The sequence below is a fragment of the Psychrobacter aestuarii genome (assembly GCF_904846035.1).
In the GTDB taxonomy this organism is placed as follows: Bacteria; Pseudomonadota; Gammaproteobacteria; order Pseudomonadales; family Moraxellaceae; genus Psychrobacter; species Psychrobacter aestuarii.
Window position 1 is genome coordinate 1530312 of the sequence record NZ_CAJGYT010000001.1, and the last position, 24141, is coordinate 1554452.

Genomic DNA, 24141 nt, shown 5'->3' on the forward strand with positions numbered 1-24141 from the left:
TCACTAGACCAGTCGTCTAGTGACGACTCAGGGAATTTTGTAGACAAACGTTATCTCGCGTATCTAAAGCGTTAATAAAACTCAATGCGGCTTAAGACATGCTCTTGCACCACATAGGCGCAGCCGTACGCGCTTGGCCATGCGACCACAAAGCCGAGCGCCCATGAATGTAGCAGCTCAGTAAAAAAGCCATCCACAAAACCCACTTTAATAAGCAGCAGCGCGGCGGAGATAATCAGCGACATCATAAGTGCCATCAGTCCTGTAAAAATTAGGCGGTAATATTTGCGGCGGGTACGGATACGAAAAGTGGGTGACGACATAACAAGGCTCATGAATGGGTCAAAAAAGTGGCGCGGACAGCAAAGGCTATCGGCGCAATCTGTGGCAAGGCGCTCACCATAAATCATGGGCTTTGCGAAAGCAATCCAAGCCCTTCTACCAGCCGCGTCAATAGCGTGGTGGTCGGCTCGTCTTTAACCTCACGCACGCCTTGACCCGCCCATAGGGACAAATGCTCGGCATCGCCTATCTTTGCCGCGTGCGCGCGCATCGGCTTGGTCATCGCGTTCAGCTGCGGGTAGGCGGGCAGCTGCGCAGCATCGTCAAAGCGCGCCATTGACTGCATGTAGTCATTGACCAGACCGCGTGCCATCTTGCCCGAAAACAGCCGCGTCAAGCGCGTGTCACTGCTGCGTGTCCCGCGACTGGCAGCGAGCAAGCCTTGTTTATAAGTCGGATGGATACCTGATTTATCCGTGGTCAAAAACGCCGTGCCCAGCTGCGCCATCGCCGCGCCCGCATCCAGCACGGTGCGGATATCGTCCGCGCTCATCAGCCCGCCTGTGGCAATCAGCGGAATTTCGGTTAATGCACGCGTACCCTCTAATAACGGCAATAAAGGCATGGGGTCGCGCATACTCTCAGTCAGCCAGCCGCCACGGTGTCCGCCTGCTTCCGCGCCTTGCACACAAACCGCGTCTGCGCCGACCTCTGCCCATGCGAGCGCCTCTTTGGGGTGGTTTGCTGTACCGATGACGCGCGTGCCGAGCGCTTGCAACCCCTGCACCGCCTCACGGCTAATAATGCCAAAGGTAAAGCTCGCCACAGGCACAGGGTGGCGATACAGCACGTCAAGCTGCTCGGCGAATAACGGCGCAGGCTGCTCAGGCAACAGCGCATCAATGTCCTCATCAGGCATGGCGGTTTGATAATACTCGCGCAGCCAGTCAGGCATGGGCGCATCAAAGGTCGTGGACTCCGCGTGCGACAAGACCATCAGATTCACCATAAACGGACGTTGGGTTAAGCGCTTAATCGTATCGATTTGCGCCGCCAGCGTCTTTGGTGCCGTCATGCCTGCACCCAGCGCACCGAGCGCGCCGAAATTACTCACCGTCGCTACCAGCTCAGGCGTCGTCGCACCGCCTGCCATGGGGGCTTGAATGATGGGGTAGTCGATATTTAGGGCAGTCATCAGGCTCATAGGCGCACCATCTTTTGATTGTGTTATCACTTTACCTTAGCGCGTGGCTGGCGGGTGAGCAACGAATAATGCCTATTTTTTTATAAAATGGGGATGTGATATTGGCTGTACTTTAGTAAAAAATGGTCTGATGTTTTGATATTAGTTTGATTGAAGATTAGCCAGTAACAGGCACTTTTGATAACCCACCACAAAAAGCAGTCATTAACAAAAAATAAAAGCCGCATTGGCAACCTTATACCAAGCGTCTTACTACTGATGTTGTTAAAAAAACTTAGTTTAACTGCAAACCACCTTGGGCACTCATCAGCAGCTCAACCACATCATCACCACTAATCACCGCAAAGCGTTTATCAATATCGGCTTCTTTCACACCGTTGTGCTGCATGCACGCGCCGCAGACCAAGACGTGTCCACCTTTTTCAATAAAGGCTTCTAGCAGTTTGCCCGCAGGCTCAAAAGGTGCGCCAATATCGACATTGTCCAAGGCATTCGGCAGTGCCAGATGCACCGCATCAGCCATCAAAATCACCGTGGCGGAATGTTCTTTTTTTAGCGCCACGCCCGCCATGGTAAAGGCGAGCGTGATTTTGCTTGGGTTTGAGTCGGTATTGTCAAACAGCGTACCCACATAATCTGTCATCGTAGCCATCGTATTCTCCTTATCAGATTGTCTTTGATTGCACGTTGTACCGATTATTATCCTAGCAGTTATTATATGTATTTATATAATGAGTTGTTGTAAAACCGTAGGGATAGCGTGAGACGCGCTAAAAAAAGGCAAAATATACGCTATCACACATATATTTTGCCCTTTTATAAATCACTTTAGACAGCCTAACTCATTCACGCTCAACCGACTCAAAAAACGCCAGCGCCGTATCAGGCAGCCAGCTTAAGTCAAACTTGCGGTTTTTATAGCCCAAAAAGCCAATATGCCCGCCATGCGCGGTGTCTAGTAGGGTGACTGTGTCCGACACGTCCGCTTGCCCTGCGGTAATGCCCAAAAACGGGTCGTCTTTGGCAGTGATAATCAGCGTCGGTTTGGCGATATTAATCAGATGCGGCAATGCCGAGGCACGGCGGTAGTAGTCGTTTTTTGAGCGGTAGCCGTGTCTTGGCGCGGTGAAGATATCGTCAAAATCACTGATGCGGTTGACGCGCTGAATCGCTTTGACTTCCTCAGGGGTCAGGTTGTTTTGGATGGCTTTTTTGATGATAGGGTTTAGCAAATACGGCGTATAAATGCGCCGTCCCAAAAAGCGCTCCATCGCAAACGACGCGGACGATAAGTCCACAGGTGCGGAGGCGACTACCGCTGCGTGACACAGCGCCGCCTCGCCGTACTCGCCCATATATTTGGCGAGCGCATTACCGCCGAGCGACACGCCGATACCATAGATGGTGGCGTAGTCGGTTGCCAGCCGTGCTAACGCGTGCTGCTGCTCATCGGTATTGCCCGCTTCATAGAACACTTTGCCCTTGGCAGGGACGCCACCGCAGCTGCGAAAATGCACCACCACAAAGTGCCAGCCTTTGGCGTGTACGGCGTGTGCCAGCGTGCGCGCATAGTGGCTGTGACTGCTGCCCTCCATACCATGAAATAACACCACCAGCGGCGTTTGCTCGCGCCCATCCTCGCCTTTTTGCGTGCCATCCGCATCATAAAAGTCGTAAGCGATGTCGCTCTCTTCTAGTGAGTCGTGAAACAGCTCGCGGCGATAGTCAGGCAGCGCAGGCTCAAAGAACTTGGGCAAAATGGTTTGTAAATGGGCGTTGGTGAGCCAAAACGGCGGTTTAAAAGGGGTGGGGTGAAAGCCTTGAGGCATATTTGAGGTAGACATAGTTGGCTCTAATTTGGTTGTCGTTGAAGCATGTATTTTTATCAAAAAGACCCCTTAGCAAAGTCAGTAAATCTTTTTGAACTTCACCAATTCATTTGGTCGTAAGATAAGTAGATAGATAGCTCTTGAAAGGATGTCGTCTAATCAAACTTGATAGATGTTAGAGAAGTTTGACCGTTTTTATTTTTTACAAACTGCTCCAAAAGCATATAACATTCCTCGCGGCTTGAACTACCAGTTATACGGTAGTCAGTATTGGGCTTGGGTGTAAATTTTCCGATTACGGTACAACCCGTTTGAGTTGAGCCATTATTAGTGCCCATACTGTATTTAATCTGGATTTGTTCATTAGGTTCAATATATCTCTCAACGATATTAAAGGGTTCTTTCCCAGTAGATTTAGGCTTTGGCATACCCAAGTTCATTGCACCAATTTTTTGCTTATTTTGTTTGCTAAATACTGGACTAACAAACCTAGTCGCAACTACGCCTTCTGTTTTGCCACTGACCTTTGTATTCATAGAGTCAGGCGAGCCTATAAACATACCAAAGTAATCATTGATGACAAATTGGACTCTAGTCGAGCTTTTTTCTGGTAGTTCAGCCACATTGGCTGTGCCACCCACAAAGCCATTAAATAAATTTTTTGAGGTTTGGCAGCCTGATAAACTAATAACAGAAAGAAAAGTTATACCTAATAAATGCGCTGATTTCATAGTTGAGTCCTGATATTCATGTTATCTATTTGAAAAGAATTATTGATGTGGATAGTACTTTGCTTTAGTCAAAATGCATATCGTTAAGTGATATAAACCGCAAAACGCTCGTTTGTGTTAGCGCGCTGTATCGTCTGGTGCATCATCCTCCAGCACCGTTCCCGACATGCCAAGCGCTTCTTTTAGCGCCTCAATATCGGCATCTGCCAAGGTCACGTGCAGCACCACCGCTTGCGTGTATTCGACATCGTCGATGTGTCCGCCGAGGCTTTCGACCACATAGCGGCACTGCGCCTCGCTCGCAAACGTGGTCTGTATCTGCCGCGTAGTCATCGGCACATATGGGGTGAGGGTCATCGCATCGACTGCCGATTGCGCCGCGCCCGCATACGCGCGCGTCAACCCGCCCGCGCCAAGCTTAATCCCGCCAAAGTAGCGCACCACCACAATCAATACATTGCCAATCGACTTGTGCTGCAAGACGTTTAATATCGGACGCCCTGCCGTGCCGTTTGGCTCACCATCATCATCAAAGCCTGCACTGGTGGTATTATCAGGGTCGCCGATGATGTACGCCGAGCAGTGGTGATTGGCATCAGGGTATTTGCTGCGCAATTGTTCCACATGAAACATCGCCTCTTCACGGCTGTGAATCGGATAGGCATAGGTGATGAATGCCGATTTTTTAATCTCAAGACGGGCAGTAATGGCGCTCTTTGGGGTTTGGTAGCTCATATTTCATCAAGGTCTGGGTGGGATATGCTAAAATTAGACAACTTCAGCGCGGCGGCATTTATTTTCACTGCATGGCTGCGCGTTCCTTTTTCACTATAGTCAATTCAACATAAAAAAGACATCGGTAAAATGATGCCGATAGGCGCAGTATTCAAGACGCGCCGCGTGCCTGTGTCAAACAGCGGGCAATACGCTTTTATTAAGAAAAGACTATAGCGCAACCGATGGTAGCAAATAGTATGCGTTTAGATAAATTTATTAGCAAAGCCACTGAGCTGTCTCGCAAAGAGGCCAAGAAGATTTTGCACGCCAGCGAGGTTACCGTCAATGACGCGGTGATTAAAGACCCAGGGCTGCACGTGGATATCGCCAATGACGAAGTGATGTGGATGGGCGAGCCGTTGTCGGTCGCGACTGGCAACCGCTATATCCTGCTGCACAAGCCAGAAGGCTTTGAATGTACGCTCAAGCCCAAAGAATACCCCATCGTCACCGAGCTGATTGCCGTGCCTGAGCTGGGCAGCTTGCGTATCGCTGGGCGTTTGGATGTAGACACCACCGGCGCGCTCATCATCAGTGATGATGGCAGCTGGCTGCACCGCGTCACTAGCCCCAAGCACGCGCACCCAAAGGTCTATGAGCTGACCCTCGCTGACCCGATGGACGCGGCAAAGCAAGAAGACGTGATTAAACAAGTCGCGCAAGGCATCTTGCTGGACGGTGACTATGAGCCGACCAAGCCTGCGCACATTGAATTCATCGACGAGACGCACGCGCGCCTGACACTGGAGCAAGGCAAATACCATCAGGTCAAACGCATGATGGGCTATTTTGGTAACAAAGTCGTTGCCTTGCACCGTGCCAGTATTGGCGAGATTACGCTTGAAGGCTTAGACAAAGGCGACAGCCGCTTTTTAACCAAAGAAGAAATCGCGCAGTTTTAAGTGTTGTATCACGTAAGATATTGGATGCTTTATAAATCAGATATAGCGAGATTGAATGGTATTTTTCGCAACATCAAAAGGCGCAGCCACAGCAAGCAAGGAAAATACCGTTCAATTGAGTACATTTGTCATAATGCATTTTTTATTAAGTGCCAGCGGTAAACGACCGAATAAAAAATCCGCTAAAGTCTGCCTCTAGCGGATTTTTTTATTAGCATAACAGCGACCAGCGTTTTTAACTGGTTTTATGGCAGAACGATATTGACGATTTTCCAATCCACAAAGCCTTGGCGCTGCATCTCGATGGTGAGGGGATAGCCTTTGACCTGCCCGCTGATGGTAAAGCAGTTGATACCGCAGTAGTGCAGCTCAGGCTTGTCCGTGTCATTGCCTTCTGCCGCTTGCTGCTCAAGCACTTCGGCTTGTTTGTCCATCATCAGCTGCATTTGTTTTTCTACCACCGCATCGATGTTGCCACGCTGAGTGATGACGTCTTGGATGAGGTTTTGTAGATTGACCTGATTGCTGGCAATCGCCCACGCGGCGGCGAGCTGTTTGGTGGCGGTGTTGGCTTGCCCTTGGGTGGTGATGAGCTGCTCGATATTGTTTGGCTCTACCGCACCTTTGACCGCATTGGTAATAAAGTCATCTGCCGCTTGCGTCAGCGCAGGACCTGCCAGTTGCGTGACCATCGGGTACTGGGTTAGGGTTTGCTGCAATTTGTCGGTCAGCTGGCGCGTCATGTTGGGCTGTAGCTGCGCGTAGTCGATGGCCGCTGCGATGGCTGCGCCGTCTTTGGCATCATAGGCTTCTTTGAGCTGATAGGCTTTGTAATAAGGTGAGCCGGCGAACACCACCCCGATTATCAGCACCAACAACATCACCAGTGAGGTCAGCTTTTTCATAGTTATCCTTTTATTACCGTCATTACTGTACATCTCGCCATGTCAGCGCCTGCCTGCATTCAGGCATCACCATCGATATCGGCGTGCGCTGGCAAATACTAGCACGGCTTTAGACTGAGCTGCCCGACAAATAGGTATGAAAATGTTACATCGCCTTGCGCGGATAATTGCTTTATCATGACGCCTTAACTGGCTGCTGCACAAAATTTGCGCCGATTAATGCTTGATAAATCAGCAGACAATCACCATTAATAGCGCAAACTTTTATTATTTAATGGGGCAATAGGGTCGGTGCTGTCCACGCGGCAGTCAGCCAGCAGATGGCGTGCCCGATACGCCGCGCCACTCGGTGAGCCAATGATAACCGTGTCGATATCCGACCATAGGTTTCATGTGAAACATAGCACCAGTTGCCCATACCCCATTCTACACCCGATAACCTGTCGTCATGACAAGAGGAGAGCCCATGAGCAAGCGCGATTTTTATGAAATATTAGGCGTCAGTAAAAATGCCGATGAAAAAGAAATCAAGCGAGCCTATCGTAAGCTGGCGATGAAATATCACCCAGACCGCAACTCTGATGACCCTGAAGCCGAAGACAAGTTTAAAGAAGCCTCGATGGCGTACGAAGTACTGAGCGATGCCGAAAAGCGCTCTGCCTACGACCGTATGGGACATGCTGCCTTTGAAAATGGCATGGGCGGTGGCGGCTTTGGTGGCGCAGGCGCAGGCAACTTCCAAGACATCTTTGGCGATATTTTTGGCAACTTTGGCGACATCTTTGGTCAAAGCCGTGGCGGCGGCGGTGGTCGTGCGCGTCGTGGCTCGGATCTTCGCTACGTCATCGACTTAACCTTAGAAGAAGCGGTACGTGGCTGCAAAAAAGAAATCAGCTTTACCGCGCCTGCCCCTTGTGACACCTGTGACGGCAAAGGCGCAAAAAATGCCTCAGACGTGGTCACCTGTCAGACCTGTCATGGTCAAGGTCAAGTGCGTATGCAGCAAGGCTTCTTTGCCGTACAGCAGACCTGCCCGCATTGCGGCGGCTCAGGCAAACAGATTAAAAACCCCTGCTCAGACTGTCATGGCAGCGGCGTGAAAGACAAATCACGCACCCTTGAAGTCACCATTCCAGCGGGTGTCGATGATGGCGACCGCGTCCGCTTAGCGGGCGAAGGCGAAGCGGGCGGCGCTGGCGTGCAAAACGGCGACTTGTACGTTGAAGTGCGCGTCAAGCCGCACAACGTCTTTACTCGCCAAGGCGCGGATCTGTATATGGACGTACCTGTCAGCATCACCGATGCCGCACTCGGTAAAGAAGTCGAAATCCCAACCCTCGATGGTAAAGTCAAAATCAAGGTCGCTGAAGGCACGCAAAGTGGCAAGCTGCTGCGCGTACGCGGTAAAGGCGTGACGCCAGTACGTACTACCATGCGCGGTGACCTCATCTGCCGCGTGGTCGTTGAGACCCCTGTGAACCTGAACAGCGAACAAAAAGCGCTGCTACGTGAGTTCCAAGAAACGCTAGACGGTGACGGCAAACACCACCAGTCGCCACAGAAAAAATCATTCTTTTCAAAAATTGGTGAATTGTTTGAGTAACTGATAAATCGCCGCTGTCTCAACAAGTATAGCGCGTATATTAACGTTAAGATTGCCAATAGTTTCACGTGAAACTATTGGCTTTTTTATGGCTATTGAGTAAGGAAGGTTTGGTTATGGATATCGTTGCTGCTGGCGTGCAAGATTATGATGAGCTGTTAGCCGTATGGGAGGATTCCGTACGTGCTACGCATGACTTTTTGACGCTTGCCGATATTGATGCCTTAAAGCCGATGTTAATGCAACAAGCATTTCCGAGCGTTCATTTGCAATGTGTCAAAAACCAACAAGGCGCAATATTGGGTTTTATTGGTGTGCATAACCATAAAATAGAAATGCTATTTGTAAAAGACAGCGCACGTGGACAAGGTATTGGCAAAGCATTACTCATCCATGCCATGGATACAATGAAGATAACCTTGGTCGATGTGAATGAGCAAAACCTCTTAGCAAGGGCATTTTACGAGCGTATGGGGTTTCACGTGATATCGCGTTCACCTGTTGACGATATGGGCAAGCCATTTCCGATATTGCATTTGCAGCTATCGCCTTAATAAGTAATTGGCATAAGGACGCAGCGGCACGTCAGCATATCTATGAATTCATGCTATGATATTTGCATTTAGGGGCGTACCAACAAGGCGCGCCGTTCTTATTTCTTCTTCTGTTTATTATCATCAATAAGGGCAAGTTATGAGCGAACAAACCACCGCCACCCCCATTCGTGTCGGCGTCATCGGTGCAGGCGGACGTATGGGGCGCATGCTGATTGAGGCGACCACGCAAAACCCAAACACCACGCTAAAGGCAGCGATTGAACGCCAAGGCTCAAGTCTTGTGGGTGCGGATGCAGGCGAAGTGGTCGGCGTGGGCGTGTTGGATGTGCAGATTGTCGATGATTTGCCTGCGGTGATTGATCGCATTGATGTGCTGATTGACTTTAGCTTGCCTGATGCCACTGAGCAAAACTTGCGTATTTGCGCCGACAACAACACCGCCATGGTCATCGGTACAACGGGCTTTAACGATGCGCAAAAATCTGAGCTTGCCAAAGCCAGCGAGCGTATCGCCATCGTCTATGCGGGCAACTATTCGACAGGCGTGAATGTTTCGCTAAAACTGCTGGAAATGGCTGCCAAAGCCTTTGGTAAAGACGCGGATGTCGAGATTATCGAAGCGCACCATAAGCACAAGATCGATGCGCCATCAGGCACGGCGTATATGATGGCAGAAGCGGTCGCCAAAGCACGCGGACAAAACCTTGATGAGGTCGCCATCTATGGACGCGAAGGGCAAACGGGCGCACGTGAAAGCGGCACGATTGGTATCCATGCGATACGCGGTGGCGAGATTGTCGGCGACCATAAAGTGATGTTTATCGCGGATGGCGAGATGGTCGAGATTACCCACCATGCGCGCGAGCGTATGACTTTTGCCGCAGGCGCAGTACGCGCCAGCACGTGGATTGTGCAGCAAGCAGCGGGTCAGTATGACATGCAAGATGTGTTGGGCTTGAGCTAATACGTTTTACCACGTACAAGACTGCCAGCCACAAAAAAACGCGCCCATCATGAGCGCGTTTTTTTATTGATAAAGGATGGCTATCCATGATTAGTCAATATAAATCACTTCTAGCGGCGGGAAGCCATTAAACTCAACAGACGAGTACGAGTTGGTATACGCGCCTGTGGTCAGCCAGTAGATTTTATCACCAATCTCTAGCTCTTCAGGCAGCTGATAGCCCGCTTCTTCATACATGATGTCGGTCGAATCACAGGTCGGACCTGCCAATACCACCGTACCTTGCTCGGTTGAGGTTTCCATTTTTGGCGTATACACAGGGTATTTAATCGCCTCGCCAAGGGTTTCAATCAAGCCTTGGAACAGACCGACATCGGTGTAGACCCAGCGCGTCAAGTCGGTGTTTGATTTGCGCGAGATGAGCACCACGTCACTGACCAGTACGCCTGAACCGCCGACCAAGGAGCGACCTGGCTCAAGGATAATCTCAGGCATCTCTTCTTCACTAAAGTCATCGCTCAAGTAGCGCTTAATCTCTTCGGCATAGACCTGAATCGGGTTGACTTCACTGATATAGTTGGTCGGGAAGCCGCCACCTAGGTTAATCATTTGCAGCTTGATGTTTTCTTCGTTGTTCATCCAGTCAAACATATATTTGACTTTCGCCAGCGCATCATCCCATGCCGCCACGTCTTTTTGCTGACTGCCCACGTGGAACGAGATGCCATAAGGCACCAATCCCAAATCACGCGCTTTGATTAACAAATCAATGGCCATGTCTGGGTGGCAGCCGAATTTGCGTGACAGTGGCCACTCGGCGGTTTCTGAACCTTGCACCAAGATACGTACGAACACTTTTGAGCCAGGCGCGTGCTTAGCGATGTTTTCTAAGTCCGCTTCTGAATCGGTGGCGTATAGGCGAATGCCTTTGTCATACGCATATTTGACATGCTCGGCTTTTTTGATGGTGTTGCCGTATGAGATACGCTCACCTTCAACGCCGCAATCAAGCACGCGGTCAAGCTCATAGATAGACGCGCAGTCGAAGTTTGAGCCGAGTCGTGCCAGTAGCTCAATCACTTCTACCGCAGGACTGGCTTTCATGGCGTAATGGATTTTGGCAGCAGGGAACAGACGCTCCATTTCATGAAACTTGGTTTCAATGCGGCTCAAATCCACCACCAAAAATGGGGTTTGGCGACCCTCTGCGGCTTTGGTAAATTTCTGCCAGCCCGCTTGGTCAAAATACTGCTCGATTTTTATCATGGTAAATCACCTTTGTTAACACATAGCAGCGTATTTGCCTGCTTATCGCAAGGTTCTACAACACGCCGACCCACCGAATATACATAACATCTGGCTACCGCAAAATCAACGTTTCACAGGTTGCGCTTGTTTTTCACGTGCCTTGATGACCTTACGCACTTTATCACGTGCGCGTGTTTGTTTTAAACGCGATAAGTAATCGACAAAGATGACCCCGTTTAAATGGTCCATTTCGTGCTGGATGCACACCGCGAGCAGACCTTCGACTTCTTTATCGAACGCATTGCCATCGGCGTCAAGCGCCTCGATACGCACCTTGGTCGGACGCTCGACAGTATCATACACATCAGGCACCGACAGGCAGCCTTCTTCATACGGTTTTTTATCGTCAATCAGTGGCGTCACTTTAGGGTTAATGAACACCAACGGCTCGTTCTTGTCCTCAGACAAATCCATCACAATCAGCTGGATGTGTCTGTCAACCTGCGTTGCGGCCAGCCCAATGCCCTGCGCGTCATACATGGTCTCGAACATATCATCGATAAGGGTGCGTATCTCATCATCGACTTCCTTGACAGGCTGGGCGATGGTACGCAGACGCGGGTCGGGATAGCTTAAAATCGGGAGTAATGCCATATTTGGCTCACCTCAACAGTACGAATAAAATGGACGGCTTATTATAAGATAAATAAGGGTGAATGTAATGCCTATCAAGTGCACGCTACAATTCTGCTTGCATTGTACGGCGATGTTACGCGTGTGCAATCAGTGGTTTTTTGCATGATAAACGCTTTATTACAGCGAATAAAAAAGCCCTACAAAATGTAAGGCTTTCATCGCTTATTTCTTATTATGGTTTATTTTTACCGCTATTACACACGGCGTTTGTTCATAATAAATTCATAAGCAAACAGTAAAATGATAGCGCCAATGACTGAGAATACCAGACCCGTGAAGCCACCGTCGGCACTGATGCCGAGCAGGCTGGCAATAAAACCACCAAGCATCGCGCCCACGATACCAAGCACAATGGTCATAATCCAACCCATAGGGTCACTGCCTGGTTTAATCGCACGTGCCAATAAACCTGCAACCAGTCCTACTATAATCATCCAAATAAAGCTCATATCGCCCTCCTAAAATCGTTATTATAATCAGTGGCGTTTATCGCCTTGTTATCTGTTTATCAAATGCTTTTTGGGTAAAACATCCTTTAACTGAATGATTTTATTGTAGTCAGCTTTATTTTTTATTGATAATGATGAAATGTTATCTGTGTAGCGGCTATGTGAGATTAGACAGTGATTTGCTATGAAGCACGGGTGTTCGGTAAATAAAAAGTTACAAAGTATAAAAAACGCCGCTAAAATGAGCGGCGTTGGTAAACGGTTGCTATCAGCATCATGCTCGATGTGTTAGGCAGATGCTTCCGCTTGACGGCTTAATGCCTGTAGCAAGCGCTGATGAATCCCTTCAAAGCCGCCGTTCGACATAATCACCACCGCATCACCAGATTTCACATGCGCGCATAGATGGGCAATGATGGACTCCGTGCTGTCGATGATGTGTTGCTTATTGGCAGGGTGCTGCGCTTCAATAGCCTCACGCAGTCCCCACTCAAGCCCAGCAGGCTCAAACCACAGTACCATATCGGCAAGGGCGGCAGAGTCTGCCAAGCCAGATTTGTGCACACCCATTTTCATGGTGTTGCTGCGCGGCTCAATCACTGCCCATAGGCGTCTGCCCGCGAGTTTCTTTTTTGCGCCATCTAAGGTGGTGCTGATGGCGGTAGGATGATGGGCAAAGTCATCATAGACCAGCACGTCATTGACCGAGCCAATCAGCTCCATACGCCGCTTGATACCCGCAAAGGCGGACAATGCGGCACAAGCTGTCTCAATAGAGACGCCCACATCATAAGCAGCGGCGATGGCGACCAAGGCATTATTGACATTGTGCAGTCCGCTCATGCCCCAATCGACCACTGCTTCTGCGTGATGAAGGCTTGGCGCGCGCACCTTAAAGTGACTGCCATCCTCGGCAATCAGCTGCGCCTGCCACTCGCTCTCGGACGCTGCATCGTCTATGCTGGTGCGCCAAACGGGTGTCCAAACGCCCAGTTGTAGCGTCTCTTCAAGGCTTTGTGTGTGGCTTGGCATGATAATTTTGCCGTTTTCAGGCACCATGCGCAGCATATGATGAAATTGGGTTTGAATCGCGCCAAGGTCAGTGAAAATATCAGCATGGTCAAATTCAAGATTGTTCAAAATTGCCGTACGCGGACGGTAATGGACGAACTTTGAGCGCTTGTCAAAAAACGCCGAATCGTACTCATCGGCCTCAATCACAAAGTAGCCGCGTGACGCTGCGCTTTCACTGCCCAAGTGACTGCTATGCGCAAACACCTGCTGCAAGCGCGCATCCTCGGTCGCGACTAAAGGCACACCACCGATTAAAAAGCCCGTATCGATACCCGCATATTGCAGTATCCACGCCAGCATGGTGGTGGTGGTGGTCTTGCCATGTGTGCCTGCGACCGCAAGGACATGACGCGACTGCAAAACCGTCTCTGACAAAAACTGCGGGCCTGAGGTATAGCGCATGCCTGTATTTAGCATATGCTCAACCACGGGCATACCGCGTTTCATAGCATTGCCGACCACCACCAAATCAGGGGCAGGGTCCAGATGCTGCACCAGATAGCCTTCTTGAATCTCAACCCCAGCACGCTCAAGCTGAGTCGACATGGGCGGATAGACATTGGCATCAGAGCCTGTCACGCGATGTCCAAGCGCGCGCGCAATCAGCGCCAGCGAGCCCATAAAGGTTCCACAAATACCAAGAATATGAATATGCATAGCTATCCTAAGACCGATAAAAAAACAGACAAAACCGTCATACCACAAAAACCGAGCGCGTCTGTGCCGAAGCCATCGACATACAGACCGCGCTTGTATTGTAAAGTAAAGGCAAATTGATGACTATGAAAAAACGCCCAATTTATAGGCGCGATAAGGTGTAGTCGTCATCAGGTTGGTCGTCATCGTTCAATCTGACCAGATAATTGCCATCAATATGATAGCTGTCTAGCTCCTGATTTTCGTACACGATGGTGATGGTGCGCTCATCTTGGCGATAAATGCCCGATTGCGTTGTAGACTGGGGTTTGTCGGTTTGGTGCTGATAGACGCTGGTTTTGGCAACCGAGCCATCAGAGAACAGATTGAGGGTGACATCGATACGTTCGCAGTCGCCGCAAGGCACCGTGCCGCCGTAGTCACCGATTAAGGTCGCCTCAAGGCTGTAGGCTTCTTTGTCTTTATTATTAGTAGCCGTATCCACGTCGGTATCGCTTTGTGCTGATGCCAGTAGCGGGCGACCCCCTGTATCATCACTGTCAGCGTCAATGGCAGCATCCTGCATGCTTGGTTCTGCCAGTTGAGATGGGTTGCCATCTGGTTTGGCATACAGCTGACTGTCTGCATTGACGGCGGCTTTTGGCTGAATCGGGGCGTTGGCAGATTGGCTGTCGCAGCCGACCAGTGCCAAGCACATGCTTGCCGCAATCGATAACGACAGCAAACGTGCATTGCAAAAACAGCGGGGAGATAAAGAGGGCATATGTGTCATGACAGTACCAATATCGGCTTGTACGCTAAGCAGCCGCCAGCATGAATATCATGACTATCGACCACATCTATCATCTAAAATAGTGTCTTAGTAAACATCATGACTCATATATCGTACACTATGAAGGCAACCTACTAAAATATATTCTACAAACTATATTAACCTAAGGTAACTAATTCTTTATTGGCATAACCTTAGGTGACAGTTTGCATACCTTATCAAAGCCATCCTTATGGTATGTGGCGTTTTTGTTACTATTTTTCAAAATTGCGTAGGACATATGCTAACAGCTATCTTTTCATGCAAAAACGCCCAAAATCGATGATTTTGAGCGTTTTTATGTTTCTTCGTTTTTATCTGATAAATAAAACGTGAGTTGCTTCTTACAGGGTGTCTGTATTACGCGCTGATAGGACGCCAGATGCGCCATAGAATCAGACCGTGTACCGCAATCAATACGCCAAAGAAAATCAATGACTGCTCAGGGATACTCATGCCCATAAACGTCCAGTCGACCAGTGCGCACTCGCCTGAGCCTGCCAACACTTCGTGCAGTACCTGCTTCATGGGCAGCGCCTCAAGCCAGTAATCCAAACCAGGACCGCAAGACGGCACTTGGTCGGGTGGCAGATGCTGTAGCCACACATGACGCGCCGCGACGCCCATCGACCAAGCAATCCCTGCAAAACTGCCAAGCCAAAGAATGAGTTTGGCAATTTTGGATTTTGGGTTCCAAAGTGCGGCAATTAGGGCAAAGCCGCCCATCACCATCAGACCAATACGCTGAAAAATACACAGCGGGCACGGGGTCAGTCCCAAATGCCCTTGCAAATACAAGAGCGCAAAGCCCATACCCACAAAGGTCATCAGTACCAAAAACAGTTGCAAATAGCGATATTGGGTCAATCGGGACATGACAAAGACACTCACAAAACGATAAAAATAGACAGCAAGGCTGCGCACGTTACTAGCGGTACTGCGCCAAAAACACATCAAAACCAGTCGTATCATCGCGCTCGATGTCTGACTGTTGTAGTACGGATTTTTCTGCCAATACTTCGTATTTGGCTTGCGTGTTCGGGCTGAGGGTTTGCTCAAGCAGCTGTTCTTGGTGCTGCTGGGCTAGGCTGATCCCAAGTCGCCACAAATCGCCCAAGCGCTCACTGTCGGACAGCACTTGCGCGGAGATGGTCGACTCGCTGTGTCCCGCTTTGCCCTGCATCAAGGCGACGGCGGTGCGGTAATCGTTACCGCCATGATGTGCGTCTAACAAGGCGGCCAAAGGCTGCATCTTGCACAGATGTCGCAGCATCCAAGACTCAAGCGGCACGTCTTGCCCATCAGACAGGACAGTCAGTGCTTTTTTGCGCCCTTCATTGACCACGCGCTCAATATTCACGCCGATCATCTCTTCTTCTTCAGGGAACAGCTCGGGCGAGTCGCTGAGCAGGCAGTACAATGCCAGCACTTCTAAAAAGCAGGCGCTTGATAGGCGAATGCCCACATCACTGTACGGGTCCAAGTCTATCGCGCGAAACTCCACATAAGCAATGCCGCGGCGCTCTAGCGCTTCTGTCGGCGTCTCACCTGATAAGGCAATTTGCTTGGGACGGATAGGGCTGTAGTACTCGTTTTCAATCTGCAAGATATGGTTGTTGATCTGAATCGGTGTGCCTGTCTCGTCATCGAGTCCCAAGCGCGCAAAGCCCTCATGCGGGGTGCGAATCGCGCGGCGTAACCCATCGACGTATTCAGGCAAATGGTTGTAGCGGATGTCGAGATGCTCTTGCACACTGTTGGTGTAGCCAAGTTTGCCCATACGCAGGCTGGTGGCGGCAGGCTTATAATAGGTACTGTCATTCATCAGCACCAAGTCATGCTCGCGGCCTGCAACAAAGCTGGCGTTGACGCTGGGGCTTGCGCCAAGCAAATACAGCACAAGGGCGGTCATGCGCTTAAAGTTACGAATCAGACCCAGATACTTATCGTTTTTAAAATCGGCAAAATCTTGCTCGGAGTCGATGGCTTGGTGCCATGCGCTGAACAAGTCGTCACCAAAAGATAGGTTGTAATGCAGTCCTGCGATGGTCTGCATACGGCGACCATAGCGAATGCCCAAACCACTGCGGTATAGGGTTTTGAGCTTGCCTGTATTGGAGCTGCCATAATCGGCAAGCGGAATGTCATTGTCATCTAAAGACAAACGGCACGGCATGGACAGTGGCCACATCAGCTCATCTTCAGGCAAGGCTTTGTGTACCAAGACGTGCAATTGACGCAGCATACCGAGCGCCGCTTTTGGCGTGGCTTTGGGCTCAGTAATCAGCTCAAGCAGGCTTTCAGAATAATCGGTGGTGATAAACGGATGAGTGAGTTTGGAGCCGAGCGCTTGCGGGTGCGGCGTTTGCGCGAGCGTGCCGTCTGGCTTGACGCGCAGCCCCTCTTTTTCAATACCGCGCAGCATGCCTGCAAGGAGCGTGCTGGTCAGCCAGCTTGGGGTTTTAAAGTTGGCAAAATCATTTGCAAGGTCACTCATAATCATCATCTGTTGTTATAGGTTATGGCAGAGCAAACAAGGCGCGGACTTGCTCTATAATGAGGTCAATAATTGCGTCAGTTTAGCCCAAAGCGTGGGCAAAAACCACGCACGATTACAAATTCAGTAACCTTTGGCGGGCACGGCATAGGGCGCAATACCATAGGTTTGCGCGATAATCTGACGCAAGGCGCAGGTTTATACAGCACCCAAGTGCGCCTAAGGTTTATCGCGGGCATAAAAAAAGCATCCAATGTACCAATGAATGCTTTTTTATAGCGTGCGCTGTGCGTTGATAAAAACAAATGGGCAACCACCCAAATCGTCAGCGCGCCGCTAGTATAAATACGATAAGTATTTATGAAAAATCAAGTTCGGTTTCAAAGCTTTTTAGATTGTGGCGTGCCATAGCAAGGTTTGATTTTTGACGGTCAAGCACAAGGTACAAGAACAAGTTTTCATTACGTACCAAAGGACGCAATAAGTGATACTGCTTGCTTAGCGTAATCAAAATATCTTCGATGCTTTCGTTCAAATTCAAGGCAGATGCCACTTTACGCTTTGAGCGCAAGACTTCGGTGTTACCAGCAGCGGCAAGCTCAAGGTCAATACCTGTACCAATGGTAGCCAGTGCCAGACCTGATTCGCTGTCAACCAGCGCCGCAGCGATGAAACCATCAATTTCGTTTAACGCGTCAAGAGATAACTTTGCCATAACGTACATCCTTTTATGATATTTAGTATCGAACGGAAAAATAATCTATTATTAATATCAGCGGCCATCAAGATGACAAAAAAACGTCATGATTTATGATTCTGACTTAACAATGATTCTGACTTAACAATAAGGGTAATGCATCAGTCAATAAAACGATGCTGACCTATTTATTGGCTGACGATTTATACATCGTATCCAACAACATTGCATGTAATAAAAATAATACATATAAGCTCAAGTGTAAAATACTTTTAAACGTTAAATGATGACTTTTTGTAGCAAGGATTAAGTATCATTAAGATTTACATCAAGCGCTCTAAGTACTTGGTTCAATGTAATGAAGCGGCAACGATAAAGCAACAATTAACCGATTAGCTGTCTTCTATGACGCATAATCGGTCAATGGGCACAAAAAAGGCGAGTACGGGCGTTATTATGACTAGATAGAAAACGACGAGCCACAGCCACAAGTGGTGGTGGCATTGGGGTTTTGCACGATAAAGCGCGCGCCTTCTAAGCCTTCGGTATAATCGATGGTCGAGCCTTGCAAATACTGATAGCTGAGCGAATCGACTACTAAGGTCACATCGGCATTGTCAAAGCTTGCGTCGTCTTCATTTAAATCATTGGCAAAGTTAAAGCCATAAGAAAACCCTGAGCAGCCGCCGCCCGTCACATACACGCGCAGCATCAAGCTGTCGTCGCCTTCTTCTTCTCGTAGACGACGTACCTTTTGTGCCGCACTGTTGGTCAGATGCATTAGGGTCGGATCAACAGGCTGAGTGGGATTGTATTGGTTGGCTGATTCGTTCATATCTACCTCAGAGGCTCACATCAAAGATGAGAAAAAAGGGTGTGTTATCAAAGTGTTGGCTATAGTGGGGCGCGTCTGTCCCGATTTTGGTATACGGCGCATTACTGCTAGGCAGTATATCATAATAAGGGGTCGCAAAAATTTATCAAGACCTGCAGCACCCTGCCGCCGCCTTGTATTTTGCCGCCAATGCTAAGCGTTTGCCTATATAATAGCGGTTTGAGACAATGCTTGGCATACCGCCATATTCCTTGTTTGCCGATGATGACTGAGATGAATTTATGATAGAGCTAAAAGATGTGGGCGTACGCCGAGATGGTCGCGAGTTGTTTTCGGGCGCCAGTTTTCAGCTGCACCCCAAGCAAAAGGTAGGACTGACGGGCAATAACGGCACGGGCAAGTCGACCTTATTTGCCTTATTGCTGACCCATATGGGCATCAAAGACACCGAGGTGACCACCGACAGCGGGGAGCTGAGCATTCCTGAGCGCTGGCAAGTGGCGCACATGGCACAGGAAGTCGAAGCCAGTGACCAGACCGCGATTGACTATGTGTTAAGTGGTGATGAAGAGTGGTACACGATCAATCGCGCCTTAAGCCAGCTCGATACCTTAAGTGATGCTGAGATTGGTACATTGCACCAGCGCTTTGATGAGATTGACGGCTACCGCACCCCAACCAAAGCGGCACAAATCATGGCGGGTTTGGGTTTTAATGTGCAGCAGCATGAGCTGCCTGTTTCAGGATTTTCGGGCGGTTGGCGCATGCGCTTAAACCTTGCCAAGACCTTGATGAGCCGCGCCGACTTGTTACTGCTTGATGAGCCGACCAACCATTTGGACTTGGATGCGATTTTGTGGCTTGAGACGTGGATTAACCAGTTTGAAGGTTTGGTCATCGTCATCTCGCACGACCAAGCATTTTTGGATGCCACGGTCGGGCACATCTTGCACGTGGAACAACAAAAAATCACCTTATATACGGGCAACTATCAGCAGTTTGTGCGTACCCGCAGTGAGCGTCTTGCCCAGCAGCAGCAAGCCTTTGAAAAGCAGCAAGCCACGCGCGCGCACATGGAAGACTTTATCCGCCGCTTTCGCGCCAAAGCCAGTAAAGCCAAACAAGCACAAAGCCGTATTAAGCAATTAGAGCGCATGAGCGAGCTGTCGCCCATCATGGCGGACAATCCGTTTTCGTTCCGCTTTTATGAGCCAACGCATATGAGTAGCCCGCTGATTACCTTGGCGCACGCCGATATCGGCTACCGTGCGGACGCGCCGCTACTGCACAATATCAATGTCGAGGTGACGCCTGACACGCGCCTTGGTCTGCTCGGCATGAATGGCGCGGGCAAGTCGACCTTGATCAAAGCCTTGGTCGGTGAGCTGCCATTAATCTCAGGTCAGCAGCGCATCTCAGACACCCTGAAGCTGGGTTATTTTAACCAGCATCAGATGGACAGTCTTGACGCTGATGCGACCCCAATGCAGATGCTGCGCCGCTTGGCAGGTACGACCTCGGACGCTGATTTGCGCGCCTTTTTGGGCAGCTTTGACTTTCGCGGAGAGCGTATCGACACGCCGAGCCGTCTGTTCTCAGGGGGTGAGCGCGCGCGCTTGACCCTAGCGCTTATCGTTTGGCAGCGCCCTAATGTATTGGTACTTGATGAGCCAACCAACCATTTGGATTTACAAATGCGTCAGGCGTTGACCTTGGCACTACAAGGCTTTGGCGGGGCAGTGGTCTTGGTCTCGCACGACCGTGAATTGATTGCCAACGTCTGTGACTCGCTGTATTTGGTGCATGATGGCAAGGTCGAGGACTTTGACGGCGATATCCACGACTATGGCAAGTGGCTCGCGGACAAGCGTAAAGCAGCCAACGTGACCGACAATAAATCTACTGTTTCACATGAAACATCAAAGCAAACAAACGCAGAAACAGCGAACACGCCCGTAAAACCCAGCGCCCCGCTAGCGGATACCAAGCCTGCCATCAGCAAAGAAGAGCAGCGTAAGCTTGCTGCCCTACAGCGCAAACAAACCGCGCCCATTCGCCGCGAGATTGAAAACACCGAAAAAGCCTTGGCAAAGCTCGATGAGAAGCTGGCGACGCTTGAAGTGAAACTCACAGACACCGCACTGTATGAGGAATCACGTAAAGCGGACTTGTTGGCACTGCTGGATGAGCAAGCCCAGCTACAGCAGCAGCACAGCGAGCAAGAAGAAAATCTGCTGATTGCCATGACCACGCTTGAAGAGATGGAAGCAGGGTTTGAATAACAGATTTTTGTGAGTCATAAAATATTAAAATTTGTCGAAAAAAGCTTGCTAAATTCTTAAGCTTTTGTAAAATACGCCTGAAAAATAAACATTTTTGAGGAAATTTTATGATTAAGAAGCTTGCTATCGCGACCGTATGTGCGGCAATGATGCCATTGACTGCTGCAAATGCAGACTTGGGTTCAAACTTTAAAACTGCCGATACTGGCCGTTCTATTGAACAAATCTACAAAGAATGTGGCATCGGTGGCGCATTGTTCGGTAAATCAAGCCCAATTTTAGCCATTATCTCAAATGTGACTTGGGATTTGGGTACAACTGCGGCAACTTCTGACTCAATGTCTCCAGAGACTTGCCAAGGTGGTAACGTACGCGCGGCAGTATTGATTAAAGAAGCATTCCCAAGCGTCGAAAAAGACTTAGCCGCAGGTCAAGGCGCGCATTTGTCAGCCCTACAAAACGTTGCTGGCTGCTATTCAGTAGCTAACATTCGTAAAGAATACGGTGCATACGCACAAACTTCAGCGTATCGCAACGCGACACAAGACCAAAATGCTGAAGCCCTATACAGCATCGTATCAAACAGCTGCGCCATCTAAGGATAGCGGACGTTATCAACACCATGTGCGATTAGCGTCAGCATGGCGATAACTGGATACGGATAAAAACACGTAATCTTCGCGTTTACGTGTTTTTTTTATGCGGTATATACCGCAGCTTTTATGACGATGGGGCGTTATGACAATACAACAGGTGGGGTTACGCAAGGCGCTTATGTACACGGGCGTTATTGTTGCAGTACATACTTTGGCGGCACACGCAGCCATGCCCAGCGAAGCGCCGCGTCAAATCAGCGATGCAGCAGGTACAAAAAACGCGCCAGTGGTTATGCATGAGCGCATTGTACCTGAAGCGCCTACGGTATACACATCGCCTAGTGTTCACGAGCAGCAGCTACATTCACTGGCAACGCATCCACAGTGGCAGCATCTGTTATTTTATAAAAATAATAAAGCGGAAGTTATCTCGGATAACTTTTATCTGACGCAGCCAAAGGCGCAATCAACAAAGTCGTTGCGTCCGTATGACGAGCTGGTCGCGACGCTACAGGCGGCGAATGATAAGGCAACCCTCTGCCGTTATCCTGCACGCTATCTATGGCTCAGTCATCAGCTGCCTGATTTTCAGGTTGATTTGGCAGCGTGCTCTGATTTGCCCAATGCCAATCAACAGGTCAGTCTCATGCTGGTCAGCAGCTACCTTAAAAACCCTGCCTCGTCTTTCGGTCACGTGCTGGTCAAAACCCGTGATGCTAAAGCGCCTTTTAGCGACAGTCATCAGGCAGCAGTCCAAGGCGGTTTATCGAGCGAAGACTTATTAAACGATACTTATAACTTTGGTGCGCGCATTCCCAGCAATGAAAATGGCGTGATGTACGCCTTAAAAGGGCTGTTTGGGTTTTACGATGCGGGGTTTTCTAAGACTGAGTTTTTTAAACAAGATGCCGTGTATTCTAAAAACGAGCAGCGCGACATGTGGGAGTACGTGCTCAATCTTGATACCTTTCATACCCAGCTGTTGAATTATCATTTGTATGAAGCCCAACAAGCGCGGTTTGATTATTACTTTATTAAGCAAAATTGTGGCTACCGTTCAGGCGAGATTTTGGAGCTGGTCAGCGACATCAAGACTACCGAGCGTTTAGGCGCATGGTACGCGCCAGATTATGTGTTTGACCAGCTGGTCGAGTATCAAAACAGTGATGAGCCATTAATTGCTGCGGTGCGTTATTTGCCATCGGAGCAAACCCAGCTGCGCGCCACATTCGTGCAGCTGCCCAAAAAGGTACAAACAGCAATTAATGCTTTTATTGACAGCGAAGACATCAGCGCGCTTGCAGCACTGAGCGAAAAAGAGCAGGCATTGGCGACTGATTTTTTGATTTTGCATCGCAATTATAAAATATCCCAAGACGATACGTCTGAACATCGCGCCATAAAAAAGGCACTGTTAAGCCAGCGTTTTTTGTTGCCTGCCGATAATACCTTGGCGACGCTGCCTGTTCCTGACAAACCCTCACCCGCGCTCAGTAATAAGACAACGCAAACCAAAGTCAGTATTGGCAGCAATGATGCCAAGCTTGGCGTGTCATTATTCGTCAAAGACCCGCTCAATACCTACACCGATATCGACAAGCGCTTTGAAGCCATACAGCTCACGCTCGGCTATGATTACGATGACAATGATGTGGCAGTGACTGACTTTGTGTTCTTAGACATGCAGCAGATAGAAGACGTGGCGCAGCCGTTACATGGCGAACCCAAACTGTCTTGGCAGCTAAAGACAGGTGCGCGCGAAGATATATTCACGGGCGCGCATCACAGTCCGTACGCCACAGCAGGTATTGGCGCAGGTATTAAGTTTGATGACGATATGCTGGGCTATGGCATGCTAAACACAGCCGTACATGACCAAGAGTTGCATGCAGATGTGGGGCTAGAGCTTGGACTGCGTGTCAAAGCGCAAGACCGCGCCGCGGAGCTGTCGTATCAGTTAACAAAGCGTGCGTCACATCCTGCAGCGCAATTAACGACGCTGACCTTGCGTCAGCAATTGAGTAAAAACAACGATGCACGCCTTATCATGACGCATGGTGAAGATACTTATGATTCAGATGGGGTCTCTGCCAGCGCTGCATGGCATCATTACTGGTAAGTCAAAACTCAGACCAACCATAAAAAAAGGGAAAGCCCACTGCTTTCCCTTTTTTGTATGCTGCGTGAGCTTGATTATTCTCTACGATATTTGCCATCGCCATAAGAGAGGATTTTCATTGTCGTGGTGCAGAGCTGACAATCGATTCGGCTTGCTGCCGCTTTGGACAAATCAAGCACGCGCCCGTGAATGTAAGGACCGCGGTCGGTGATTTTTACAACGACGCTCTCTTTTGTCTTTTTGTTGGTGACTTTCACCTTGGTGCCAAAGGGCAAGGTCTTGTGTGCTGCTGTCAGCGCATTCATATTAAAAATGCTGCCGCTGGCTGTGCGTTTGCCATGAAACTTGCTGCCGTAATAACTGGTATTGGCGGCAAAAACACTGGTACTCAGTACGAGCGATAACATAACAACCAAAGATTTCATA

At 49.4% G+C, this 24141-nt stretch carries 24 protein-coding genes; 7 read left to right on the plus strand and 17 right to left on the minus strand.

The features are described 5' to 3' along the window. Positions 1-71 precede the first annotated feature (71 nt). The 6 genes from JMW05_RS06395 to JMW05_RS06420 form a co-directional block, all read right to left on the minus strand. Positions 72-323 (minus strand): DUF2798 domain-containing protein, encoded by a 252-nt coding sequence (locus JMW05_RS06395; protein ID WP_201504495.1) that lies wholly within the window; start codon positions 321-323, stop codon positions 72-74. A gap of 83 nt (positions 324-406) precedes the next feature. Next, positions 407-1486: an NAD(P)H-dependent flavin oxidoreductase gene (locus JMW05_RS06400; protein WP_201504496.1), complete on the minus strand. Its 1080-nt coding sequence runs from the start codon at positions 1484-1486 to the stop codon at positions 407-409. Positions 1487-1760: 274 nt separating this feature from the next. Continuing rightward, entirely contained in the window at positions 1761-2138 is a 378-nt protein-coding gene (locus tag JMW05_RS06405; protein ID WP_201504497.1) for a DsrE family protein, read from the minus strand. Positions 2139-2328: 190 nt separating this feature from the next. Beyond that, on the minus strand, positions 2329-3330 hold the full coding sequence (locus JMW05_RS06410) for a YheT family hydrolase (protein WP_201504498.1): 1002 nt from the start codon (positions 3328-3330) through the stop codon (positions 2329-2331). Between the two features lie 140 nt (positions 3331-3470). Next, complete coding sequence (locus tag JMW05_RS06415; protein WP_201504499.1) at positions 3471-4046, minus strand: hypothetical protein; 576 nt, start codon at positions 4044-4046, stop codon at positions 3471-3473. Positions 4047-4163: 117 nt separating this feature from the next. After that, the gene (locus JMW05_RS06420; RefSeq protein WP_201504500.1) at positions 4164-4781 is read right to left on the minus strand and encodes a YigZ family protein; all 618 of its coding nucleotides are present in this window, start codon (positions 4779-4781) and stop codon (positions 4164-4166) included. A 239-nt stretch (positions 4782-5020) separates the two neighbouring features. Here JMW05_RS06420 and JMW05_RS06425 point away from each other — a divergent pair, with 239 nt between their 5' ends. After that, on the plus strand, positions 5021-5725 hold the full coding sequence (locus JMW05_RS06425) for a pseudouridine synthase (protein WP_201504501.1): 705 nt from the start codon (positions 5021-5023) through the stop codon (positions 5723-5725). A gap of 245 nt (positions 5726-5970) precedes the next feature. Here the strand turns inward: JMW05_RS06425 and JMW05_RS06430 are convergent, their stop codons facing one another. Further along, positions 5971-6630 carry a DUF2939 domain-containing protein gene (locus JMW05_RS06430; protein WP_201504502.1) on the minus strand — a complete coding sequence of 220 codons (660 nt, stop codon included), beginning with the start codon at positions 6628-6630 and terminating at the stop codon, positions 5971-5973. 466 nt (positions 6631-7096) lie between these two features. Here JMW05_RS06430 and dnaJ point away from each other — a divergent pair, with 466 nt between their 5' ends. The 3 genes from dnaJ to dapB all read left to right on the plus strand — a co-directional run bounded on the left by dnaJ (position 7097) and on the right by dapB (position 9754). Continuing rightward, on the plus strand, positions 7097-8233 hold the full coding sequence (dnaJ, locus tag JMW05_RS06435) for a molecular chaperone DnaJ (RefSeq protein ID WP_201504503.1): 1137 nt from the start codon (positions 7097-7099) through the stop codon (positions 8231-8233). A 116-nt stretch (positions 8234-8349) separates the two neighbouring features. Beyond that, the gene (locus JMW05_RS06440) at positions 8350-8787 is read left to right on the plus strand and encodes a GNAT family N-acetyltransferase (protein ID WP_201504504.1); all 438 of its coding nucleotides are present in this window, start codon (positions 8350-8352) and stop codon (positions 8785-8787) included. A 139-nt stretch (positions 8788-8926) separates the two neighbouring features. Then, positions 8927-9754 (plus strand): 4-hydroxy-tetrahydrodipicolinate reductase, encoded by an 828-nt coding sequence (gene dapB, locus JMW05_RS06445; protein WP_201504505.1) that lies wholly within the window; start codon positions 8927-8929, stop codon positions 9752-9754. Between the two features lie 90 nt (positions 9755-9844). Here the strand turns inward: dapB and JMW05_RS06450 are convergent, their stop codons facing one another. The 9 genes from JMW05_RS06450 to erpA all read right to left on the minus strand — a co-directional run bounded on the left by JMW05_RS06450 (position 9845) and on the right by erpA (position 18718). After that, the gene (locus JMW05_RS06450) at positions 9845-11020 is read right to left on the minus strand and encodes a type III PLP-dependent enzyme (RefSeq protein WP_201504506.1); all 1176 of its coding nucleotides are present in this window, start codon (positions 11018-11020) and stop codon (positions 9845-9847) included. Positions 11021-11125: 105 nt separating this feature from the next. Further along, a complete protein-coding gene (gene def, locus JMW05_RS06455) occupies positions 11126-11656 on the minus strand; it encodes a peptide deformylase (protein ID WP_201504507.1) in 531 nt (176 codons plus the stop codon). Positions 11657-11892: 236 nt separating this feature from the next. Beyond that, entirely contained in the window at positions 11893-12147 is a 255-nt protein-coding gene (locus JMW05_RS06460) for a GlsB/YeaQ/YmgE family stress response membrane protein (RefSeq protein WP_201504508.1), read from the minus strand. Positions 12148-12435: 288 nt separating this feature from the next. Next, positions 12436-13878: a UDP-N-acetylmuramate:L-alanyl-gamma-D-glutamyl-meso-diaminopimelate ligase gene (gene mpl, locus JMW05_RS06465; RefSeq protein WP_201504509.1), complete on the minus strand. Its 1443-nt coding sequence runs from the start codon at positions 13876-13878 to the stop codon at positions 12436-12438. A gap of 142 nt (positions 13879-14020) precedes the next feature. Beyond that, a complete protein-coding gene (locus JMW05_RS06470) occupies positions 14021-14650 on the minus strand; it encodes a copper resistance protein NlpE N-terminal domain-containing protein (RefSeq protein ID WP_201504510.1) in 630 nt (209 codons plus the stop codon). A gap of 399 nt (positions 14651-15049) precedes the next feature. Then, positions 15050-15565, minus strand: a complete 516-nt coding sequence (locus JMW05_RS06475; protein ID WP_201504511.1) for a disulfide bond formation protein B — start codon at positions 15563-15565, stop codon at positions 15050-15052. 52 nt (positions 15566-15617) lie between these two features. After that, the gene (gene gshA / locus JMW05_RS06480; protein WP_201504512.1) at positions 15618-17186 is read right to left on the minus strand and encodes a glutamate--cysteine ligase; all 1569 of its coding nucleotides are present in this window, start codon (positions 17184-17186) and stop codon (positions 15618-15620) included. 358 nt (positions 17187-17544) lie between these two features. After that, positions 17545-17901, minus strand: a complete 357-nt coding sequence (locus tag JMW05_RS06485) for a roadblock/LC7 domain-containing protein (protein ID WP_201504513.1) — start codon at positions 17899-17901, stop codon at positions 17545-17547. Between the two features lie 442 nt (positions 17902-18343). Further along, positions 18344-18718, minus strand: coding sequence for an iron-sulfur cluster insertion protein ErpA (erpA, locus tag JMW05_RS06490; RefSeq protein ID WP_201504514.1), 375 nt, complete (start codon positions 18716-18718; stop codon positions 18344-18346). 281 nt (positions 18719-18999) lie between these two features. Here erpA and JMW05_RS06495 point away from each other — a divergent pair, with 281 nt between their 5' ends. The 3 genes from JMW05_RS06495 to JMW05_RS06505 all read left to right on the plus strand — a co-directional run bounded on the left by JMW05_RS06495 (position 19000) and on the right by JMW05_RS06505 (position 23715). After that, positions 19000-21000: an ATP-binding cassette domain-containing protein gene (locus tag JMW05_RS06495; protein ID WP_201504515.1), complete on the plus strand. Its 2001-nt coding sequence runs from the start codon at positions 19000-19002 to the stop codon at positions 20998-21000. 107 nt (positions 21001-21107) lie between these two features. After that, positions 21108-21599: a DUF3015 family protein gene (locus tag JMW05_RS06500; RefSeq protein ID WP_201504516.1), complete on the plus strand. Its 492-nt coding sequence runs from the start codon at positions 21108-21110 to the stop codon at positions 21597-21599. 139 nt (positions 21600-21738) lie between these two features. Continuing rightward, on the plus strand, positions 21739-23715 hold the full coding sequence (locus JMW05_RS06505; RefSeq protein ID WP_201504517.1) for a lipoprotein N-acyltransferase Lnb domain-containing protein: 1977 nt from the start codon (positions 21739-21741) through the stop codon (positions 23713-23715). 74 nt (positions 23716-23789) lie between these two features. On the opposite strand, the gene JMW05_RS06510 is transcribed toward JMW05_RS06505, so the two are convergent. After that, entirely contained in the window at positions 23790-24140 is a 351-nt protein-coding gene (locus JMW05_RS06510) for a septal ring lytic transglycosylase RlpA family protein (RefSeq protein WP_406947457.1), read from the minus strand. Between the last annotated feature and the right edge of the window lies 1 nt (position 24141).

Excerpts from the sequence above, each read along its gene's own strand:
- JMW05_RS06395 (WP_201504495.1), bottom strand. The coding sequence starts at position 323 with ATGTCGTCACCCACTTTTCGTATCCGTACCCGCCGCAAATATTACCGC.
- gshA (WP_201504512.1), bottom strand. The coding sequence starts at position 17,186 with ATGAGTGACCTTGCAAATGATTTTGCCAACTTTAAAACCCCAAGCTGG.
- JMW05_RS06505 (WP_201504517.1), top strand. The coding sequence starts at position 21,739 with ATGACAATACAACAGGTGGGGTTACGCAAGGCGCTTATGTACACGGGC.
- JMW05_RS06440 (WP_201504504.1), top strand. The coding sequence starts at position 8,350 with ATGGATATCGTTGCTGCTGGCGTGCAAGATTATGATGAGCTGTTAGCC.
- JMW05_RS06475 (WP_201504511.1), bottom strand. The coding sequence starts at position 15,565 with ATGTCCCGATTGACCCAATATCGCTATTTGCAACTGTTTTTGGTACTG.
- JMW05_RS06410 (WP_201504498.1), bottom strand. The coding sequence starts at position 3,330 with ATGTCTACCTCAAATATGCCTCAAGGCTTTCACCCCACCCCTTTTAAA.
- dapB (WP_201504505.1), top strand. The coding sequence starts at position 8,927 with ATGAGCGAACAAACCACCGCCACCCCCATTCGTGTCGGCGTCATCGGT.
- JMW05_RS06510 (WP_406947457.1), bottom strand. The coding sequence starts at position 24,140 with ATGAAATCTTTGGTTGTTATGTTATCGCTCGTACTGAGTACCAGTGTT.
- dnaJ (WP_201504503.1), top strand. The coding sequence starts at position 7,097 with ATGAGCAAGCGCGATTTTTATGAAATATTAGGCGTCAGTAAAAATGCC.
- JMW05_RS06400 (WP_201504496.1), bottom strand. The coding sequence starts at position 1,486 with ATGAGCCTGATGACTGCCCTAAATATCGACTACCCCATCATTCAAGCC.
- JMW05_RS06495 (WP_201504515.1), top strand. The coding sequence starts at position 19,000 with ATGATAGAGCTAAAAGATGTGGGCGTACGCCGAGATGGTCGCGAGTTG.
- JMW05_RS06420 (WP_201504500.1), bottom strand. The coding sequence starts at position 4,781 with ATGAGCTACCAAACCCCAAAGAGCGCCATTACTGCCCGTCTTGAGATT.
- JMW05_RS06450 (WP_201504506.1), bottom strand. The coding sequence starts at position 11,020 with ATGATAAAAATCGAGCAGTATTTTGACCAAGCGGGCTGGCAGAAATTT.
- erpA (WP_201504514.1), bottom strand. The coding sequence starts at position 18,718 with ATGAACGAATCAGCCAACCAATACAATCCCACTCAGCCTGTTGATCCG.
- JMW05_RS06460 (WP_201504508.1), bottom strand. The coding sequence starts at position 12,147 with ATGAGCTTTATTTGGATGATTATAGTAGGACTGGTTGCAGGTTTATTG.
- JMW05_RS06485 (WP_201504513.1), bottom strand. The coding sequence starts at position 17,901 with ATGGCAAAGTTATCTCTTGACGCGTTAAACGAAATTGATGGTTTCATC.
- JMW05_RS06430 (WP_201504502.1), bottom strand. The coding sequence starts at position 6,630 with ATGAAAAAGCTGACCTCACTGGTGATGTTGTTGGTGCTGATAATCGGG.
- mpl (WP_201504509.1), bottom strand. The coding sequence starts at position 13,878 with ATGCATATTCATATTCTTGGTATTTGTGGAACCTTTATGGGCTCGCTG.
- JMW05_RS06405 (WP_201504497.1), bottom strand. The coding sequence starts at position 2,138 with ATGGCTACGATGACAGATTATGTGGGTACGCTGTTTGACAATACCGAC.
- JMW05_RS06425 (WP_201504501.1), top strand. The coding sequence starts at position 5,021 with ATGCGTTTAGATAAATTTATTAGCAAAGCCACTGAGCTGTCTCGCAAA.
- JMW05_RS06500 (WP_201504516.1), top strand. The coding sequence starts at position 21,108 with ATGATTAAGAAGCTTGCTATCGCGACCGTATGTGCGGCAATGATGCCA.
- JMW05_RS06415 (WP_201504499.1), bottom strand. The coding sequence starts at position 4,046 with ATGAAATCAGCGCATTTATTAGGTATAACTTTTCTTTCTGTTATTAGT.
- def (WP_201504507.1), bottom strand. The coding sequence starts at position 11,656 with ATGGCATTACTCCCGATTTTAAGCTATCCCGACCCGCGTCTGCGTACC.
- JMW05_RS06470 (WP_201504510.1), bottom strand. The coding sequence starts at position 14,650 with ATGACACATATGCCCTCTTTATCTCCCCGCTGTTTTTGCAATGCACGT.